This is a genomic window from Peptoniphilus indolicus (genome assembly GCF_900454665.1).
GTDB lineage: Bacteria > Bacillota > Clostridia > Tissierellales > Peptoniphilaceae > Peptoniphilus > Peptoniphilus indolicus.
The window spans coordinates 1,142,076-1,161,222 of record NZ_UGTH01000001.1 but is presented as its reverse complement, the minus strand read 5'-3'; the positions used below and the strand labels follow the sequence as shown (position 1 = coordinate 1,161,222).

Here is a 19,147-nt window from a genome sequence, read left to right as displayed (position 1 = left end):
TTTATCCTCCGAAGTAGTATCCTACTCCACGTTTAGTAAGGATATATTTGTAGTCTTTGCCATCTTCTATTTTTTCTCTAAGACGTCTGACAGTTACATCAACAGTCCTTATATCTCCGTAATATTCATAGTCCCAGACTTTATCTAATAGTTCTTCACGTGAAAAAACTTGTCCTGGATTTTTAGCCAAGAACTTTAAAAGTTCAAATTCACGAAGTGTGAGGTCTATAATTTCTCCGTCTTTTTTTATTTCGTATTTATCTATGTTGATTTCAAGACTTTCTGAATTGATATGTGCTGTTTCGGTTTGAACCTCTATATTTCTACGTCTCAAAATAGCTTTCACTCTAGCGGTCAACTCTCTCATTGAGAAGGGTTTTACAACATAGTCGTCTGCTCCAAGTTCTAAGCCGAGTATTTTATCAACTTCTTCTTCTTTTGCGGTGAGTATAATAACGGGGATATTTGATGTTTTTCTGAGTTCAGTTAAAACTGAAAATCCGTCCATTATAGGCATCATTATGTCAAGTATTATAAGGTCGAAAGTTTCTTCTGCAACTCTTTCAAGACACTCTTTACCATCATAGGCAGTTTTAGTTTCATATCCGTCTTTTTTTAAGTTGTACTCTATTATATCTGCGATTGAATGTTCATCATCCACTATTAAAATTTTTCCAAACATAAGCGCCTCCTAATTTGCATTATATCAGATAAATAAAAACTTTTAAAATTGTGTATAATATCAACATGGATAAATTTATTATAGGTTCACATCAATCTTTTACAAAAGGATTTAACGGTTTGTATAAAAGTATGAAAGAACAAAACGGAAACACTTTTCAATTTTTTATGAGAAACCCTCGTGGGTCAAAGAGAAAGGAGTTTGACCGAGAAGATGCGGATAAGCTCATAGAAAATATGCAGGGCGAAGTGCCGATTATGTTGGTGCACGCTCCGTACACGCTAAATCCTTGTTCGGATAAGGACTATGTAAAAGAATTTGCAAGAGATGTGTTAAGAGAAGATATAGAAAGATTAGAGTACTTTGGCAAACATCTTTACAATTTTCATCCGGGATCTCATCTTGGACAGGGCACAGAAGTTGGAATAAATATAATATCTGATTTGTTAAATGAAATATTACATGAAGATATGCATACAACAGTCCTACTTGAAACCATGGCTGGCAAGGGAACGGAAATAGGAAGGAATTTTGAAGAACTCGCAATGATTATTGAGCGAGTAAACTTAAAAGATAAACTTGGAATATGTATGGACACTTGTCATATTCACGAAGGCGGGTATGATATTGTAAATGATTTAGATGGAGTGTTAGAAGAGTTTGATAAAATAATAGGATTAGAAAGATTAAAAGCAATACATTTAAATGATTCAAAAAATCCAATTGGAGCACACAAGGATAGACATGAGGAAATAGGCAAGGGGCACATAGGACTTGAGGCAATAAGAAGAATAATAAATCATGAGAAACTTCGCGCACTACCTTTTTATTTGGAAACTCCTTTGGATAATGAAGGGCACAAGATAGAAATTGAATTGCTTAGGAGTATGAGAGAGTGAAAAGAAATCACATATTGGATTCGTATAGAGGATTTACAGTAATTTCCATGATATTATTTCATCTGTTTTACGATATAAATTTATTTAAACAAATACCTTGGTATGAAAACTTTATAATAAATAGTGTCTGGCAAATATCAATTGCAGCGTCTTTTTTTATAATATCAGGAGTTACTTCGAGCTTATTAGATAGAAGAAAGAATATAAAGAGGGGGATAATTTTAAATATAATTGGTCTGCTAATAACTCTGGTAACTTATTTTTTTGCAAGAGAGATAATGATAATATTCGGAGTTATGAATGGACTTGGAATGTGCATGTTAATAACAGGATTGATTCAGGATAAAATAAAAAATTTGAACACAAATATATGGTCAACTTTAATGTTAATTCTATATATATGTACTTATAATATTCAAAGTGGAACAGTACTATTCGGAAAGATAGAAATTACTGAAGAACTATATAATTTAAATTTATTTCCTCTAGGACTTCCTTCTTTAAATTTTACTTCTGAAGATTATTTTGGATTTATACCATGGATATTTATATATCTATTTGGTTTTTTTATTGGAAGAAAATTAATAGAGAATAACTTTTATGGAAAATATGGGAAAGGTAATATTCTATCTGAAATAGGTAAAAGAAGTTTAGCCATCTATGTTTTGCACCAGCCGCTTTTGTATTTATTAGTTATATGGATTTTTGAAAAAATATAAAAAAATTTTTAGAATCTTATAAATAAAATGTCTGTAAGGCGGTAAAACACAGGGTTTCAAACAATTGAAAATTTACTAAAAAAAGTATTGACAGGTGTGTGGAATTTTGGCATAATGTACAAGTTGCCTCGTGAGAGCAACGCTCTTGAAAAAACTTTAAAAAGAATTAAAAAAAGTTCTTGACAAAGCAAACTGAAAGAGTTATACTAAATAAGCTGTCTCTTAAAAAGAGAGAGCAAAGAACAATGATAATTAAATAGTGTAGAAAAGAATAAACTATAAGCAAAGCAAAAAAAGCTTAGCGGAAAGTCAGTGAAAAAACTGAGTAGCTAAGGTCAAATAAGATATTAAAATCGAGAGTTTGATCCTGGCTCAGGACGAACGCTGGCGGCGCGCCTAACACATGCAAGTCGAGCGATGAAGACATAACAGACACCTTCGGGAAGAAGTTAAGTCGGATTAGCGGCGGACGGGTGAGTAACACGTGAGTAACCTGCCTTTGACACGGGGATAGCCACCGGAAACGGTGATTAATACCCGATGAAATCGTAATAACACATGTCATAACGATCAAAGTGAATTAGCGGTCAAAGATGGACTCGCGTCTGATTAATTAGTTGGTGAGGTAACGGCTCACCAAGATAGCGATCAGTAGCCGGCCTGAGAGGGTGAACGGCCACATTGGAACTGAGAAACGGTCCAAACTCCTACGGGAGGCAGCAGTGGGGAATATTGCACAATGGGGGAAACCCTGATGCAGCGACGCCGCGTGAGCGAAGAAGGATTTCGATTCGTAAAGCTCTGTCCTATGGGAAGATAATGACGGTACCATAGGAGGAAGCCCCGGCTAACTACGTGCCAGCAGCCGCGGTAATACGTAGGGGGCGAGCGTTGTCCGGAATCACTGGGCGTAAAGGGTTCGCAGGCGGTTTAGAAAGTCAGATGTGAAAGGCGAGGGCTCAACCCTCGTAAGCATTTGAAACTTCTAAACTTGAGTAGTGAAGAGGTAAGTGGAATTCCTAGTGTAGCGGTGAAATGCGTAGATATTAGGAGGAATACCGGTGGCGAAGGCGACTTACTGGTCACAAACTGACGCTGAGGAACGAAAGCGTGGGTAGCAAACAGGATTAGATACCCTGGTAGTCCACGCCGTAAACGATGAGTGCTAGGTGTCGGAGTAATTCGGTGCCGCAGTTAACACAATAAGCACTCCGCCTGGGGAGTACGTGCGCAAGCATGAAACTCAAAGGAATTGACGGGGACCCGCACAAGCAGCGGAGCATGTGGTTTAATTCGAAGCAACGCGAAGAACCTTACCAGGGCTTGACATAATATTGACCCCTCTAGAGATAGAGGCTTCCCTTCGGGGACAGTATTACAGGTGGTGCATGGTTGTCGTCAGCTCGTGTCGTGAGATGTTGGGTTAAGTCCCGCAACGAGCGCAACCCTTACCTTTAGTTGCCAGCATGTAAAGATGGGAACTCTAAAGGGACTGCCGATGATAAATCGGAGGAAGGTGGGGATGACGTCAAATCATCATGCCCTTTATGTCCTGGGCTACACACGTGCTACAATGGTCGGAACAAAGAGCGGGCAAGCTAGCGATAGCAAGCGAATCTCAAAAAGCCGATCTCAGTTCGGATTGTTCTCTGCAACTCGAGAACATGAAGTCGGAGTTGCTAGTAATCGCAGATCAGAATGCTGCGGTGAATGCGTTCCCGGGTCTTGTACACACCGCCCGTCACACCATGGGAGTTGGCAATACCCGAAGTCGTCGAGCTAACCGCAAGGAAGCAGACGCCGAAGGTAGGGTTAATGACTGGGGTGAAGTCGTAACAAGGTAGCCGTATCGGAAGGTGCGGCTGGATCACCTCCTTTCTAAGGAAATAAATTCACGGACTGTAACAGGAAAGTGGATTAAATAAAAAGTCTTATAGACTTTTCTACACTGTTTTAATTATATATGGACCTCTCAAGTGAGTTAGTTTAGGTGCAATTCCTAAAAGGTCATTAATGAACCATGAAAACTAAACAATCATATCAAAGAAGAAGAGTCAAATTTAATACGAAGTAATAAAGAAGACACTTTTTCACTGGAAAAGAAAGCAGTCAATGAGAATTGATTAGCAAAGGTCAAGTAAAAAAGAGCATTAGGTGAATGCCTAGGCACCAAGAGGCGAAGAAGGACGCGACAAGCTGCGAAAAGCTGTGGGTAGGAGCAAATATCCGCCAAACCACAGGTATCCGAATGGGGCAACCCACCTCAAAAGAGGTATCTATAAGTGAATACATAGCTTATAGAAGCGAACCGGGTGAACTGAAACATCTAAGTAACCCGAGGAAAAGAAAGAAAACTCGATATCCAAAGTAGCGGCGAGCGAAATGGATAGAGCCCGACCGTGCAAAAGACGAAAATAGTTAGCAGAAACTTCTGGGAAGGAGTACCAAAGAGAGTAACAGTCTCGTAAGCGAAAACGAAAATAGTTGGCACAAGAGAGTACCACCGGACACGAGAAACCCGGTGGGAATATAGGGGGACCACCCCCTAAGGCTAAATACTACTTGGTGACCGATAGTGAACAAGTACCGTGAGGGAAAGGTGAAAAGAACCCCGAGAGGGGAGTGAAATAGAAACTGAAACCTAATGTTTACAAGCAGCGAAACTGGTTATAGACCAGGATCGTGTACTTTTTGTAGAACGGGCCAGCGAGTTATGGTAATAAGCAAGGTTAAGAAGTTAAGCTTCGGAGCCGTAGGGAAACCGAGTCTTAATAGGGCGAAAGTTTGTTGCCATAGACCCGAAACCGTGTGATCTATCCATGGGCAGAGTGAAGTCGGAGTAAAATCTGATGGAGGCTCGAACCGGGTAGCGTTTAAAAGCTATCGGATGACCTGTGGATAGGGGTGAAAAGCCAAACGAACACGGAGATAGCTGGTTCTCCTCGAAATAGCTTTAGGGCTAGCCTTTAGTGAACAATGATGAGGGGGTAGAGCACTGAATAGTTAAGGGGGCATTGAGCTTACCGAGACCTATCAAACTCCGAATACCAAATCAAGCACTAAGGAGTCAGACTATGTGGGATGAGCTTCATAGTCGAAAGGGAAACAGCCCAGACCACCAGCTAAGGTCCCAAAATAATAGTTAAGTGGGAAAGGATGTGGAATTACTCAGACAACCAGGATGTTGGCTTAGAAGCAGCCATACATTTAAAGAGTGCGTAATAGCTCACTGGTCAAGTGATTCTGCGCCGAAGATAACCGGGGCTAAACTATATACCGAAGCTGTGGACTATATGTAAATATAGTGGTAGAGGAGCAATGTCTAAGAGACGAAGCATAAGGCGTAAGCCGATGTGGATTTTAGAGAAGAGAGAATGCTGGCATGAGTAGCGAGAGGTGAGTGAGAATCTCACCCGTCGAAAACCCAAGGTTTCCTGAGCAAGGCTCGTCCACTCAGGGTAAGTCGGGACCTAAGGCGAGGCTGAAAAGCGTAGTCGATGGAAAACAGGTGGAAATTCCTGTACCGATATCAAGCGTTAAAAAGTAAGTGGGGACGCAGGAGGATAGCAGAAGCGCCCAGTTGGTGAGGTGTGCAAGCACAAAGGCTAAGAGTGAGGCAAATCCCGCTCTTGAGAAGGTTGAAGTGTGAAGCGGATCGAAAAACAAGTAGAGAAGGATGTAACTCCACACTGCCAAGAAAAGCCACTATCAAGTAAGATATCGCCCGTACCGTAAACCGACACAGGTAGGTGAGGAGAGAATCCTAAGACGAGCGGAAGAACCTTTGTTAAGGAACTCGGCAAAATGACCCCGTAAGTTAGCGAGAAGGGGAGCCCCTGAATAGGGGGCCGCAGTGAAAAGGCCCAAGCGACTGTTTACCAAAAACACAAGTTTCTGCAAAGTCGAAAGACGAAGTATAGGAGCTGACACCTGCCCGGTGCTGGAAGGTTAAGGGGAAGAGTTAGTCGAAAGGCGAAGCTTAGAACCGAAGCCCCAGTAAACGGCGGCCGTAACTATAACGGTCCTAAGGTAGCGAAATTCCTTGTCGGGTAAGTTCCGACCCGCACGAAAGGTGTAACGATTTGGGCACTGTCTCAACAAAGGATCCGGTGAAATTGTAGTAGCGGTAAAGATGCCGCTTACCCACGACAGGACGGAAAGACCCCGTGGAGCTTTACTGTAGGTTGACATTGGATTTTGAGTTTAAATGTACAGGATAGGTGGGAGACTAAGAAGCAAGTGCGCCAGCATTAGTGGAGTCGACCTTTGGATACCACCCTTTTAAACTTAGGATTCTAACCTAACCCCTTGAATCAGGGGAAGGGACACTGTCAGTCGGGCAGTTTGACTGGGGCGGTCGCCTCCGAAAGAGTAACGGAGGCGTTCAAAGGTTCCCTCAGCACGGATGGAAATCGTGCGAAGAGTGCAAAGGCAAAAGGGAGCTTAACTGCGAGACCAACAAGTCGAGCAGATAGGAAACTAGGACTTAGTGATCCGGTGGTACCGAGTGGAAGGGCCATCGCTCAACGGATAAAAGCTACCCCGGGGATAACAGGCTTATCTCCCCCAAGAGTCCACATCGACGGGGAGGTTTGGCACCTCGATGTCGGCTCGTCTCATCCTGGGGCTGAAGTAGGTCCCAAGGGTTGGGCTGTTCGCCCATTAAAGAGGCACGCGAGCTGGGTTCAGAACGTCGTGAGACAGTTCGGTCCCTATCCGTCGTGGGCGTAGGAAATTTGAGAGGAGCTATCCTTAGTACGAGAGGACCGGGATGGACAAACCTCTGGTGCATCAGTTGTCTTGCCAAAGGCACAGCTGAGTAGCTAAGTTTGGACGGGATAAGAGCTGAAGGCATCTAAGCACGAAGCCCCCCTCAAGATGAGATTTCCCCATTAGATAAGACCCCTTGAAGAAAACGAGGTTGATAGGCTCAAGGTGTAAGAGTAGTAATACTTTAAGCTAATGAGTACTAATAGGTCGAAGACTTGATCAAAGAAGATATGATTGTTAGTTTATCCGGTATCAATAGTATGAAGGACACACCTGTACCCATACCGAACACAGAAGTTAAGCTTTAATACGCCGATGGTACTTGGCTGGAGACGGCCTGGGAGAGTAGGTTTTGCCGGATTTATAAAGACGTATGTCGATCTAATAAAAGACGATGTATGTCTTTTATTTTATTAATGCGCACAGATTAAAAAAGAATATTAGTCATCCGGTATCAATAGTATAAAGGACACACCTGTACCCATACCGAACACAGAAGTTAAGCTTTAATACGCCGATGGTACTTGGCTGGAGACGGCCTGGGAGAGTAGGTTTTGCCGGATTTATAAAGAACGTATGTCAATCTATTAAAGAATGATATACGTTTTTTTATAGCTCTATGTATAATAATCTCTTTAGGATAAATTATTATCCTTAAGATTTGCTGATTATATTTATTTTATTTTTGCTCTATTTTAAATAAGAAAAATTTCACGCAGATTACACATTTCACACCAAAAAAAATATCTAAAAATGCCTAAAATAGCCAATCGTTATAAAAAAATTTTTAAATTAATAAAATAATTACAAGAAAACTATTTACAAGGAAATGCTTTTCAGTTATTGTAATAGATATAAAATACATATAAGGAGTGAAAAAAATGGTAGTAGAATTTGATATGGTTAGAACCATAGGTTTTGCTGTAGTATTACTTTTATTTGGTAGATTAATACGCAGCAAGGTAAAATTTTTCCAAACATTTGCAATACCGGCTCCGGTTATTGGAGGTTTCTCATTTGCAATAGTTAATTTATTTTTAAGACAAAGTGGTTTGGAGATAAATTTTGATACTACATTACAATCTTTCTTCATGGTAATTTTCTTTACAAGTATAGGATTTGGAGCGAGTATTAAAATTTTGAGAGCGGCAGGACCTAAAGTTTTCTTATTTTTGTTAATAGCTGGATTTTTATGTGTAATTCAAAATACAGTTGCTTTAGGACTTTCTGGAGTTGTAGGAATTGATAAAGGGCTTGCACTTATGACAGGTTCAACTCCTATGACAGGGGGTCATGGAACCTCAGGTGGTATTGCACCTTTAGTTGAAGCATCTGGAGTAAAAGGAGCTGAGACTGTAGCATATTCAGCCGCAACATTTGGATTAGTGATGGGCTCTCTTATGGGCGGACCGCTAGCTAATAAATTAGTTACTGGCAAGAATTTATTGCTAAACAGAAAAGAAATAGATGAAGATGATGATTTAGATGAATCGTTATTAAAAACAGAAGCAAGAGTGCTTGATGGAGATAGAATTTTAAAAGCTTTTTTTGTGATACTTATAGCTATGTTCTTAGGTAGCTATATATCAAATTTTTTAAACGTTTTAATTCAAAGAATTAGTCCTATAGCAAAGTTCCCTTCTTATATTGGACCTATGTTGTTAGCTATTATAGCTAGATATATTTCTGACAAAGGAGCGGACATTGTTCCGGTTGAAGAAGTGGAAGTAGTTGGAAATGTTGGGCTTAATTTATTCTTAGGTATGGCTCTTATGACATTAAAATTATGGGAACTTATAGATTTAGCTATTCCTTTAATAGTACTTCTATTAGCACAAACATTGTTAATGGCTATTTATGCATACTTTGTAACATTTAGATTAATGGGAGGCAATTATGATGCAGCCGTATTAGCTGGTGGACATTGTGGATTTGGTATGGGAGCCACTCCAAATGGTGTAGCAAATATGGAATCTATTTGTGAAAAATTTGTATATTCAAAAACTGCATTCTTTGTACTTCCTATTGTGGGAGGAATGTTTATAGATTTTGTAAATGTATTTATCATTTCTATGTTTTTAGCATTTATATAAAAAGGGTGATACAGTGACTATTCAAAAAAAAATAGGGTTCTTCGACAGTGGTGTCGGAGGACTCTCTGTACTTAAAGAAGCATTAAATAAATTATCAGGATATTCTTTTATATACATAGGGGACACAGATAGAATGCCCTATGGAGTAAAAACTTCTAGTGAAGTAGAACAATTTACATTAGAATGTATAGATTATATTGGAGAAATAGGAATTGATTCTTGTATAATAGCTTGTAATACAGCAACTGCTTATGGATTGAAGAGTGCAAGGGATAAATTTGATTTTAAAATTTTTGGTGTTGTTGAACCTGCATGTGAATCTGCAGTTGAAATTACAAATAACAATAAAGTGGCTTTATTTGCAACTCAGGGAACGGTAAATAGTAAAATTTATGATAACACAATGAAATCGATTTCTCAAGAGGTTGAACTTTTTGGAGTCGGATGTCCGGATCTTGTGTTAGCTATTGAAAATGGTCATATAGATGATTGTATGGTTAAAAAAGTTATAGAAGAATACTTAATGGAATTAGGTGATTTTGAATATGATACTCTAATACTAGGATGCACCCATTTTCCTTTAGCAATAAAGATGTTTAAAAAAATTTTCAGTGAACAAAATAAGAAAGTAAATATAGTAGATCCTGCTGAAAAAACTATTGAAAAGTTAAAATCAGTTATGCAGTATGATGATATAGCTCGAAATAGCAGTGTTGAATTTTATGCAACAGGAGATGTTGAAAAATTTAAAAGCACAGTATGTAAAGTGATAGATATAGATAAAATAGACTTAAGTTTTAAAAAAGCTGTTTTAAATAAGTTCATTGACAAGGAAACAAGTAAAATTTAAAAATATATGAAAATCATAGATGTGGAAATTATCTAATTTATATTAGAATGGGAGACGTTAAAAATTGTCAATTTGTAAATGACGAGATACTAAAAACAAAAAATAAATATCACATATGTTAATCTATTATTGGGGATAACCCCAATAATAGATTTTGCTTTTCGATAGACTAAACCAATTTAAAGTCTGTACTTCAAGCCTATTAGATTTATACAATTATCTTTTCATTTGAAGATTTAGATCGTAGTAACTATAGAAAGATAAATATTTATAAAATCTTTCATTATCATTCTTATGACTTATTTCGATTTTTCCATTATGTCTTGGTGTCCTAGATCTTGTTATTTGATGTTCTATACCTAATTCACTACATAGTACATCAAGAAGTGTATCCTTTTTGCCTCTTTAAAATGAGTAAACTCAAATTCATTATCTGTTTGTATGATTTCAGGCTGATATCCAAAATAACTAATGGACATCTTTAAAAATTCTACAGTTGAATATGAAGACGATTCATTAATTGGATATATGAGCTTTTGAACATAGTCTTTAAATATACTAAAATTAAGTAATAAGGAGATTTATATGGGAAGAAAAAAGAAACGAGATTTTTTTAAGAAACTGGTAAGGGTAAATATAATTTTAAGTTCAATAGGAGTACTATTATTAGTTTTATTAGTGATTTTTGATGTAGCATATCCTAATCCGTGGTTTACAATACTGTCTTTGTGTGCAATTGTTTTAATCTTTTTGGCTTTAATATTGTGGGGATTAGTTTGGATTAATGATGTAGTTGAAGTGTATAAGATAAATAAAAAATTAGCACTCCTAATGTTAGTTGTTGGGATTATTTTTATAGTCTATGAATTCTTTATAAAATAGGTGTTGAGAAATTTTGATTGTTAGTAGAATGTTTAATAGGATAAATTAGTATAAATGATTTTACTTATGGGAGTTATTTAAGAATGAGGAATTTACAAAAAATAGAAAGTTTTATATTAGAAAATAAATATGTCCTACTCTATTTTGGAACTGAGACTTGTTCTGTATGTCATGGGCTTAAACCGCAAGTTCAAAAGCTTTTAAGTGAATATCCGATGATAAAAGAAAAATTTATTTGGGTTGATGATATAAGTGAAATTAGAGGGCAGTTTCAATTATTTACTTTTCCTGTGTTAATAATGTATGTTGAGGGGAAAGAATTTTTTAGAATGGCAAGGTTTGTGCCAATAGTTGAACTTAAAGAAAAACTTGATAGGATTATGGAACTTTCAAATTAATAAAAAATTTAATTTAAGATAAAAAGCTCAGCGAGAAATCACTGAGCTTAATTTTATGTCATTACAAAAGTTAAGATTAAAACGCTGACTATTGCCAAACCATAAGTTATGGGTAGGCCTACAAACATCTGCTTGTCAAACATCCACTCTCTGTCATCTTCGGTTGGCGCTGACATCTGCATCAATGATCCGGCAGATGAGAATGGAGATATGTTAGTTGAGAGCGAACCGGCAACTGTTGCAGTAAATAGAAGAGTCGCATTTAAGTTGGGGTTTGCAGCAACCATAGCACCTATTATAGGGAAAAGCGATGGAGTAACTACTGATAGTGTGGAACTGAAGAATGACATAGCTCCGGCAACTAAGCAGAAGGCTGTAGGTATTAAAAATTCCGGCACATTTGAGTCCATAAATGTTCCTATCCGACTTATAACTCCGGCTTTAACTGCAATTTGAATTAGTATACCCATACCACACAACATGATGATAGTAGTCCATGGAATGCGAATTAATACTTCTTTTTGGTCTGCTAAATGAAGTAAAAGAGAGATAACTGACATAGTTATACAGACAAGACCTATGTTGAGCATAGAGTTAATATTTGCAATCCATTGTACTTCAGGGTTTAGGATATTCATTACAGGGAATATTAAAACCAAGACAAATGTAAGTGCGATTAGAAATAGATTTATCTTTTGTTTGGCATTAAAAGGCAAAGGTCTTTCTACTTCCAAGGTCTTTGAAATATTTCCATTTTTAAAACGATTCACTAAGAATAATACTATAAGTACTATAAGTGGATAGATAACAGTAAATGAAAAGATTGGAATTCCCATTTGGAATGCTTCGTTTTCAAATCCGGCATCTTTCATAAGGCCTTGGAATACAATGCCAGAACCGCTTGTCATCAAGTTAGCTCCACCGGAAGCTCCCCAGTTTACAGCTTGTGCGCCAATAAGTATATTTTTTCCACTCTTTTTACACAATGCTATGGCAATAGGGCAAAATACTGCCATAACAGTAAAAAATCCTGCACCCATTGCAGATAGTAGCACAGAAATTAAATAGATAATTATGTATAACATTTCGGGGAAATTTTTGGTTTTGTAGAGTATATGGTTAGCAAGTTTATCCATTGTGCCATTAACTACGGCAAAATTATAGAACATACTAACTGAAAAAATAGCAAAGAATATACTCATTGGCCAAAGGTTAATGACTTCTTTTGGATTCATCTTAAGTAAGAAACATCCTATTAAGTATGAAAAAGATAGCGCTATTAATCCAACGTTAAGTTTTGTTTTGTATCCGATGGCAATTGCAGCCACTATTGCGGATATAATAATAAAGTTAATCATCGTTCACCTCACATCATCTTAATGATACTATGTAAGATTGAAAAAAGAAAGCAAATTAGGTAAAAGGTTTTTATTTTTAAATTAAAAGTGGAAAAGATATAAATTTATATTACTGCAGTATCTAATAATATAATGTTTGGGTAGAAATATACAGAGGTGATTAACGTGAATACTATAGAAAATCAATTGGAACATAGAACTATAAGAAAATTTGAAGATAGAGAAGTAGATAACAAAACGTTGAATAAACTATTTGATGTATATAATCATTCAGCAAGTTCAACCGGAATGCAACAAGCATCTATAATAAGAGTTACAGACCCAAAGATAAAACATGAGATAATGAAAGTGTCTAATCAAGAATATTTGGAAGATGTTCCGGAACTATTGATATTTATTGTGGATTTATACAGAAATTATAGAATAGCTGAAGAAAAAGGATATGTAGAAGACGCATATAAACACATGGATAAATTTTTCCAAGGCTTCACAGATTCTATTATAGGCGCTCAAAATATGGTGGTTGCAATTGAGTCGTTGGGAATGGGAGCTGTTTATTTTGGATCGATATTAAATGACTATGACAGAATGGTTGAGTTATTAAAACTACCTAAGTATACATTTCCTGTAGTTGGTTTAGGTTTTGGATATCCTGCTGAAAAACCTCAGGTAAAACCTAAGATGCCGATTGAATTAAAAGTATTTGAAAATGAATATAAAGAGTATGAAAATTATTTAGAAGCATTTAAAGGTTATGATGAAACTATGACAACTTATTATGATACCAGGGACAACGGACAGAGGTCAGATTGTTTTACGGATCAAGTTGTTAAAAAGTTTTTATCGACAAATGAAATCAGAAGAGATGTTTTGAAATCCATAGCAAAACAAGGCTTTGAAATGAGATTATAAATAAAAAACTAGGCAGTGTATGAGCTACCTAGTTTTAACTATTTTGGAATCTATTTTGGAATCAGAAATTGCTTTATTTAATAGATTTTTGAAAAATGAGATAGTTTTTTCAGAGTCTATAGAAATTCTATAGTTACCATCTTCTTTTTTGCCCTTTATAACAAGTCTATTTTCTTTGTCTGTATAAATTGACTTGATCGAAGAATAGGGAAGCACAAGATTTCCAAGTACAAACCCATCAGCATAAGTACCGCCAGCTACATTAAAAGTATCTCTTCCTGTTCTGAAAGAATTTTTATTGCTGAAAGTGTATACATTTGTTTCCTTACTTTCTTCTTTGTTTTCAAACAGACCTGAAAGTAAATTTACTAAGAATATCAAAAGTATTAGAGCAACCACTGCTGGATTAGTTACAGTTGTGAGTAGCTTGTGTTCAGGTAAATACATAGTTCTTACAATGTATAAATTTAAAAAGATCAAAAATATAACATAAACTAAAATTTTAACTATGTAATTTAAAGAGTTAATCTTTAGAGATTTTAGTCTTGTAAGCTTGGAATACTCTGCAAACAATTCATCGATTGTCGATAAAAATAAGAAATTTGCAAATATCCAAAACATATGCATAAAGACCGAACCTTCAATAGCAGATTGATTTTTAAAAAAAGTTTGTATCCCCAACGGAATTAACAAAGATATAAATATTATAATTCCAAGTTTTAAATTGCTTTTCATGATACCTCCAAATAAGTTAATTAAAAAAATTATATCATAAAAATTAAAAAAATGATTATAGTTCTAAAGTTTGGGTATATTAAAAATAACAAAATATTAAGGAGTGATACCAATGTACGACTTAGTAGATTTAGTTAAAAAAGTAGAGAGAATAGCAATTGAAGACTAAGGTTTTAAGCAATATCGTTTAGATAAGCTATTGACTACTGAAGAAAATTTGAACAATTAAAAATAAATATATTATAGACCGGATTTTTTATCCGGTTTTTTTGTTCCCCTTATAAAATAGTGAAATATAAATGTAATATAATAGGAATCGCTTTTATGATATAATGAACTCATCAAAAAAGGAGGCATTAGTATGAAGAAGAGAATAATAAGCATTGTAATGATGCTTGCAATGGTTATGAGTTTAGTAGGATGTACCCCAAACATTACAGCATATTTAGAAAAAACTAAAGAGGTACAAAACTGGAAAGGCTCTAAAATATCAGGACAAGCAGAAGTTAAAGTATCTTTTAAAGACGATCAAGGGAAAACACAAGAAGTTAAAATGCCTATGACAGTATCAGGCGTTTCAGAGGGAAAAGAAAAAGCAGAAGTTAAAGTATCCATGGATATGACAGCTATTAAGAAAATGGCTCCTGCAGAAAACGATGAAGAAGCTATGAAGATGATTCCTGATAAATTTGAAATGCATATGTTTGTAGACGGCACAAAAGTTTATATTAATAAAGACTACTTTAATGCTATGGCAATGGGTAACAAAGAAGCTTTGGCAAATATCAAAGAAGACTATGTACTTTTAGCAACAGATGAAGAAAATTCAGTTGCAATAATGCCGCAAAAAGCAGTTATGGAATATGTAAACTCTGCTGAATTCAACGCTGATGTGATGAGCATTTTAAATAAGGCTCTTGAAGGATATAAACCGTTAGGTGATATGAAAGTTGAAGGAAACAAATTCACTTACGAAGCTACATCTGACCAAATGGCACAAGAAATTATAAATTCAGTTACAACTATCGTAGCAAACTGGGATAAAGTTTCAGGCGATATTTATAAATTAGCAAACAAGATGGAAGCCGGCGTAGACGAAGCTACTATCAAAGGAGCAGTTAAAGAATTTAAGAAAGACAACTTTGCTAAGTCAGTTAATAAAGCAAAAGAAACAATAAAGGGTTCAAGCTTAAAATCATCAATAGATTTTAAAGAAGGAAGATACCTACAAGAAGTGGTATTAGACCTAAAAGTTAAAGATATGTTCAATATGGCTATGACTATGAAATCTGAAGCGGTAAAAGATGATTCAGTAAAAGTTATGATACCTAAATCAGTTAAAAAACTAACTTCAGCAGAATATATGGACTTAATTTTCCATATAGATCAAACACCTATAATAAACGTAAGAGTCAATGCAGAAGAATTAGAATTTTCAGACCAACAACCTACAATAGTTGAAGGAAGAACTTTAGTACCATTCAGAGCACTTCTTGAAAAATTAGGGGCGAAAGTTGAATGGAACGAAAAGAATCAAACAGTTACAGCAACTAAAGCTGATAAATCTATCGTTCTTAAAATAGGTTCAAACAAAGCAACTGTAGACGGTAAAGAAGTTACTCTTGATGTACCGGCAGTAATAGAAAATGGACGTACAATGGTACCTTTGAGATTCTTATCTGAAAACTTAGGATATAAAGTTAAGTTCAATGCAGAAATGGCACCTTTCTATATGATAGATATCTATAACACATCAGATGAAGAATTGGCAAAAGCTCTTAAAGCAAAAGAAGAAGCTATGATAGCTGAATTTGCAAAGAAAGAAAAAGAAAGTCTTGAAAAAGCTGATAAGTCTGAAAAAGCAACTTCAGTAGGAATTATAGGCGGCAAAGATTCTGTAAAATAAAAGTAAGACTAAATAAGAATTTATTAATTGAAAACATATACCAGTTCTATTTACAATATTTTCAATGTTAAAATATTGTAAATAGAATAGAAAATTAGTTGGAATTATGATATAATTATTAAAATTGAATGTTTGACAATGAGGTAATAGCATATGATAATCGCAACAAACAAACAAACAAACAAACAAACAAACAAACAAACAAACAAACAAACAAACAAACAAACAAACGGGAGTATACTGTTATCTAATATATTAAAAATTTATAATTATAAGTTGTCATAAAAAGACCCAAGTATTTTGAAATACTTGGGTCTTTTTATATATATCGATAGACTAATTAAAGGTTTAAATTAAAGAATAGGAGGATGAAATGAAAAAGAAAATATTTACTTTATTTTTAACCTTAGTAATGATGATTTCAATTGCCAACCCTGTATTAGCAACAGAAACATCAAAAGAACAAATTCCTGAAAAGGTACAGTGGCTCATCAATAAAGGATGGGTTAAAGGAAGAGGGAATGGTCTGGATTTAGACAAGACAATAACAAGAGCCGAAGTTGCAAAAATGGCAGCTTTAATTTCAAACTATGAAAAAGAAGCCGATAATGCTAAAGGGACTCAAGGTAGTTTTACTGATGTAAATGTAGAACATTGGGCTAACGGATATATTAATGTAGCAACTACTAAAGGTTACGTTAACGGATATCCCGATAAGACATTTAAACCGGAAAACCCAATAACAAATGCTGAAATTATTACGATACTTTCTAAATTACATCCTGAATGGAAAACATCTTTAACAGAGGGCAAAATATGGCCAACAGCAGAAGTAAATTTTGCAAAGACAAATAATATCTTAAAAGACATTAAAAATTTAGACGGCAAAAATGATAAAAACGCTACTAGACAAGATGTTTTTGAGATGATATACAATTTATGTCAAGAAAAGATAAGACTTACTGTTAAAAATGCTGAAAAGCAACTAAGCGTTAAAGAAAGCACTAAACCAAGCGCTATAAATTGGTGGTGGAATAATGGTTATTTAGCTAATAGAGAATATGCAGTAAGATTTTATGATATAAACAAAGCTCAACTATACACTAAGTATGTATATGAAGGAGATAGAGTTTCAAGTATAAATGCCCCGGAAGTAGATGGCTATAAATTTGAAGGATGGATGGATAGAGATACCGGCAAATATTTTGAATTTAATGATAGAGTTTATAGAGACATAGATTTAATTGCAAAATATAGTACTGATATGGCTAAAATAAAGCCAGTAGAACCAAAACCAGTAGAACCAAAGCCTGTAGAACCAAAACCAGTAGAACCAAAGCCTGCAGAACCAAAGCCTGCAGAACCAAAGCCTGCAGAACCAAAGCCTGTAGAACCAAAGCCTGCAGAACCAAAGCCTGTAGAACCAAAGCCTGTGGAACCAAAGCCTGTAGAACCAAAGCCTGTAGAACCAAAGCCGGTGGACCCAAAACCAGTAGAACCAAAACCAGTAGAACCAAAACCAGGTGAATTAGACAAACAAATAGAAGCAGAAGCAAACGCTCAATTAAAAGAAACAATAGAAAAAGCAAAGAACGCATTAGAAGAAAACAAAAATGAACCGCAAAAAGCAGCAGAAGAATTAAAGAAAGCAATAGCAAAAGCAGAAAAAGTTCTAAGCGAAGGAAACGTAGAAGCAAAGACAAACGAAATAACAACATTAAACGATGCTAGAATAAAATATTTAAACATAACAACAGAAACAGAAAAATTAAATAAACTATTAGAAGAATCACTTCCGCTATACCAATATAAAAATGCAAGCGATGAGTTTAAAAAAGCCTATGAAGAAGCAAATAAAGTTTCAGTAAACGGTGAATCGCTGGAAGAAGTAAAAGAAGCAATATCAAAATTGGAAAAAGCGATAGCAAAAGAAAAAGAACTAAACAAACAAATAGAAGAAGCAGCAAACACACAATTAAAAGAAACAATAGAAAAAGCAAAAAAAGCCTTAGAAGAAAATAACAACGAGCCGGCAAAAGCAGCAGAAGAATTAAAAACAGCAATAGCAAAAGTAGAAAAAGTTCTAAGCGAAGGAAACGTAGAAGCAAAGACAAACGAAATAACAACATTAAACGATGCTAGAATAAAATATTTAAACATAGCAACAGAAACAAAAAAATTAAATAAACTATTAGAAGAATCACTTCCGCTATACCAAGATGAAAATGTAAGTAATGACTTCAAAAAAGCTTATGAAGAAGCAAATAAAGTTTCAGTAAAGGGTGAATCGCTAGAACAAGTAAAAGAAGCAATATCAAAATTAGAAAAAGCGATAGCAAAAGAAAAAGAACTAAACAAACAAATAGAAGCAGAAGCAAGCGCTCAATTAAAAGAAACAATAGAAAAAGCAAAAAAAGCCTTAGAAGAAAATAACAACGAGCCGGCAAAAGCAGCAGAAGAATTAAAAACAGCAATAGCAAAAGCGGAAAAAATTCTAAGAGAAGGAAACGTAGAAGCAAAGACAAACGAAATAACAACATTAAACGATGCTAGAAGAAAATATTTAGACATAGCAACAGAAACAGAAAAATTAAATAAACTATTAGAAGGATCACTTCCGCTATACCAAGATGAAAATGTAAGTAATGACTTCAAAAAAGCTTATGAAGAAGCAAATAAAGTTTCAGTAAACGGTGAATCGTTAGAACAAGTAAAAGAAGCAATATCAAAATTGGAAAAAGCGATAGCAAAAGAAAAAGAACTAAACAAACAAATAGAAGCAGAAAAAGATAAAATTGATAAACTTGATTTGTCAGAAAAATAAAAAGAATTCTTTAAAAATGAAATAGATAAAACAGAAAAAACTACATCAGTAAAATCTGTATTTGAAAAGATTCAAAAAGATGCAAAAACTCTTATAGAAAAAATAACTAGTGCAAAGTT

The 19,147-nt window shown here is 35.2% G+C and carries 12 protein-coding genes, 4 rRNA genes and 1 pseudogene; 13 read left to right on the top strand and 4 right to left on the bottom strand.

Features of this window, described 5'->3' with window-relative positions; all coding sequences use genetic code 11:
• Window position 1 precedes the first annotated feature (1 nt).
• Window positions 2–682, bottom strand: coding sequence for a response regulator (locus DYE58_RS05560; RefSeq protein ID WP_004820091.1), 681 nt, complete (start codon window positions 680–682; stop codon window positions 2–4).
• Window positions 683–747: 65 nt separating this feature from the next.
• Here DYE58_RS05560 and DYE58_RS05555 point away from each other — a divergent pair, with 65 nt between their 5' ends.
• From DYE58_RS05555 to murI, 8 genes are all read left to right on the top strand, one after another.
• Window positions 748–1,581: a deoxyribonuclease IV gene (locus tag DYE58_RS05555; protein ID WP_004820093.1), complete on the top strand. Its 834-nt coding sequence runs from the start codon at window positions 748–750 to the stop codon at window positions 1,579–1,581.
• On the top strand, window positions 1,578–2,300 hold the full coding sequence (locus tag DYE58_RS05550; RefSeq protein ID WP_040552211.1) for a heparan-alpha-glucosaminide N-acetyltransferase domain-containing protein: 723 nt from the start codon (window positions 1,578–1,580) through the stop codon (window positions 2,298–2,300). The genes DYE58_RS05555 and DYE58_RS05550 overlap by 4 nt, the downstream gene beginning before the upstream one ends.
• Before the next feature lie 349 nt (window positions 2,301–2,649).
• A 16S ribosomal RNA gene (locus DYE58_RS05545) occupies window positions 2,650–4,178 on the top strand.
• A gap of 253 nt (window positions 4,179–4,431) precedes the next feature.
• A 23S ribosomal RNA gene (locus DYE58_RS05540) occupies window positions 4,432–7,293 on the top strand.
• A gap of 22 nt (window positions 7,294–7,315) precedes the next feature.
• Window positions 7,316–7,431: ribosomal RNA gene (gene rrf / locus DYE58_RS05535) — 5S ribosomal RNA — on the top strand.
• 86 nt (window positions 7,432–7,517) lie between these two features.
• A 5S ribosomal RNA gene (gene rrf, locus DYE58_RS05530) occupies window positions 7,518–7,633 on the top strand.
• The 16S, 23S and 5S rRNA genes sit together here, the layout of an rRNA operon.
• 318 nt (window positions 7,634–7,951) lie before the next feature.
• Window positions 7,952–9,163, top strand: a complete 1,212-nt coding sequence (gene gltS, locus DYE58_RS05525; RefSeq protein WP_040552213.1) for a sodium/glutamate symporter — start codon at window positions 7,952–7,954, stop codon at window positions 9,161–9,163.
• Window positions 9,164–9,176: 13 nt separating this feature from the next.
• Entirely contained in the window at window positions 9,177–10,013 is an 837-nt protein-coding gene (murI, locus tag DYE58_RS05520) for a glutamate racemase (protein WP_115312088.1), read from the top strand.
• Between the two features lie 118 nt (window positions 10,014–10,131).
• On the opposite strand, the pseudogene DYE58_RS11345 reads toward murI, so the two are convergent.
• A pseudogene (locus DYE58_RS11345) lies at window positions 10,132–10,537 on the bottom strand (IS481 family transposase); the annotation flags it as partial.
• Window positions 10,538–10,598: 61 nt separating this feature from the next.
• Here DYE58_RS11345 and DYE58_RS05515 point away from each other — a divergent pair.
• Window positions 10,599–10,895: a hypothetical protein gene (locus DYE58_RS05515; protein WP_004820103.1), complete on the top strand. Its 297-nt coding sequence runs from the start codon at window positions 10,599–10,601 to the stop codon at window positions 10,893–10,895.
• Window positions 10,896–10,978: 83 nt separating this feature from the next.
• The gene (locus DYE58_RS05510) at window positions 10,979–11,293 is read left to right on the top strand and encodes a thioredoxin family protein (protein ID WP_004820105.1); all 315 of its coding nucleotides are present in this window, start codon (window positions 10,979–10,981) and stop codon (window positions 11,291–11,293) included.
• A 53-nt stretch (window positions 11,294–11,346) separates the two neighbouring features.
• On the opposite strand, the gene DYE58_RS05505 is transcribed toward DYE58_RS05510, so the two are convergent.
• Window positions 11,347–12,651, bottom strand: coding sequence for an SLC13 family permease (locus DYE58_RS05505; protein ID WP_004820107.1), 1,305 nt, complete (start codon window positions 12,649–12,651; stop codon window positions 11,347–11,349).
• A 165-nt stretch (window positions 12,652–12,816) separates the two neighbouring features.
• Between DYE58_RS05505 and DYE58_RS05500 the strand changes: the two genes are divergently transcribed.
• A complete protein-coding gene (locus DYE58_RS05500; protein ID WP_004820109.1) occupies window positions 12,817–13,563 on the top strand; it encodes an NADPH-dependent oxidoreductase in 747 nt (248 codons plus the stop codon).
• Between the two features lie 24 nt (window positions 13,564–13,587).
• On the opposite strand, the gene DYE58_RS05495 is transcribed toward DYE58_RS05500, so the two are convergent.
• Window positions 13,588–14,298 carry a hypothetical protein gene (locus DYE58_RS05495; RefSeq protein WP_004820112.1) on the bottom strand — a complete coding sequence of 237 codons (711 nt, stop codon included), beginning with the start codon at window positions 14,296–14,298 and terminating at the stop codon, window positions 13,588–13,590.
• A gap of 361 nt (window positions 14,299–14,659) precedes the next feature.
• Between DYE58_RS05495 and DYE58_RS05490 the strand changes: the two genes are divergently transcribed.
• A complete protein-coding gene (locus tag DYE58_RS05490; protein ID WP_004820113.1) occupies window positions 14,660–16,204 on the top strand; it encodes a stalk domain-containing protein in 1,545 nt (514 codons plus the stop codon).
• A 373-nt stretch (window positions 16,205–16,577) separates the two neighbouring features.
• Window positions 16,578–19,028: an S-layer homology domain-containing protein gene (locus DYE58_RS11045; protein ID WP_004820115.1), complete on the top strand. Its 2,451-nt coding sequence runs from the start codon at window positions 16,578–16,580 to the stop codon at window positions 19,026–19,028.
• Window positions 19,029–19,147 lie beyond the last annotated feature (119 nt).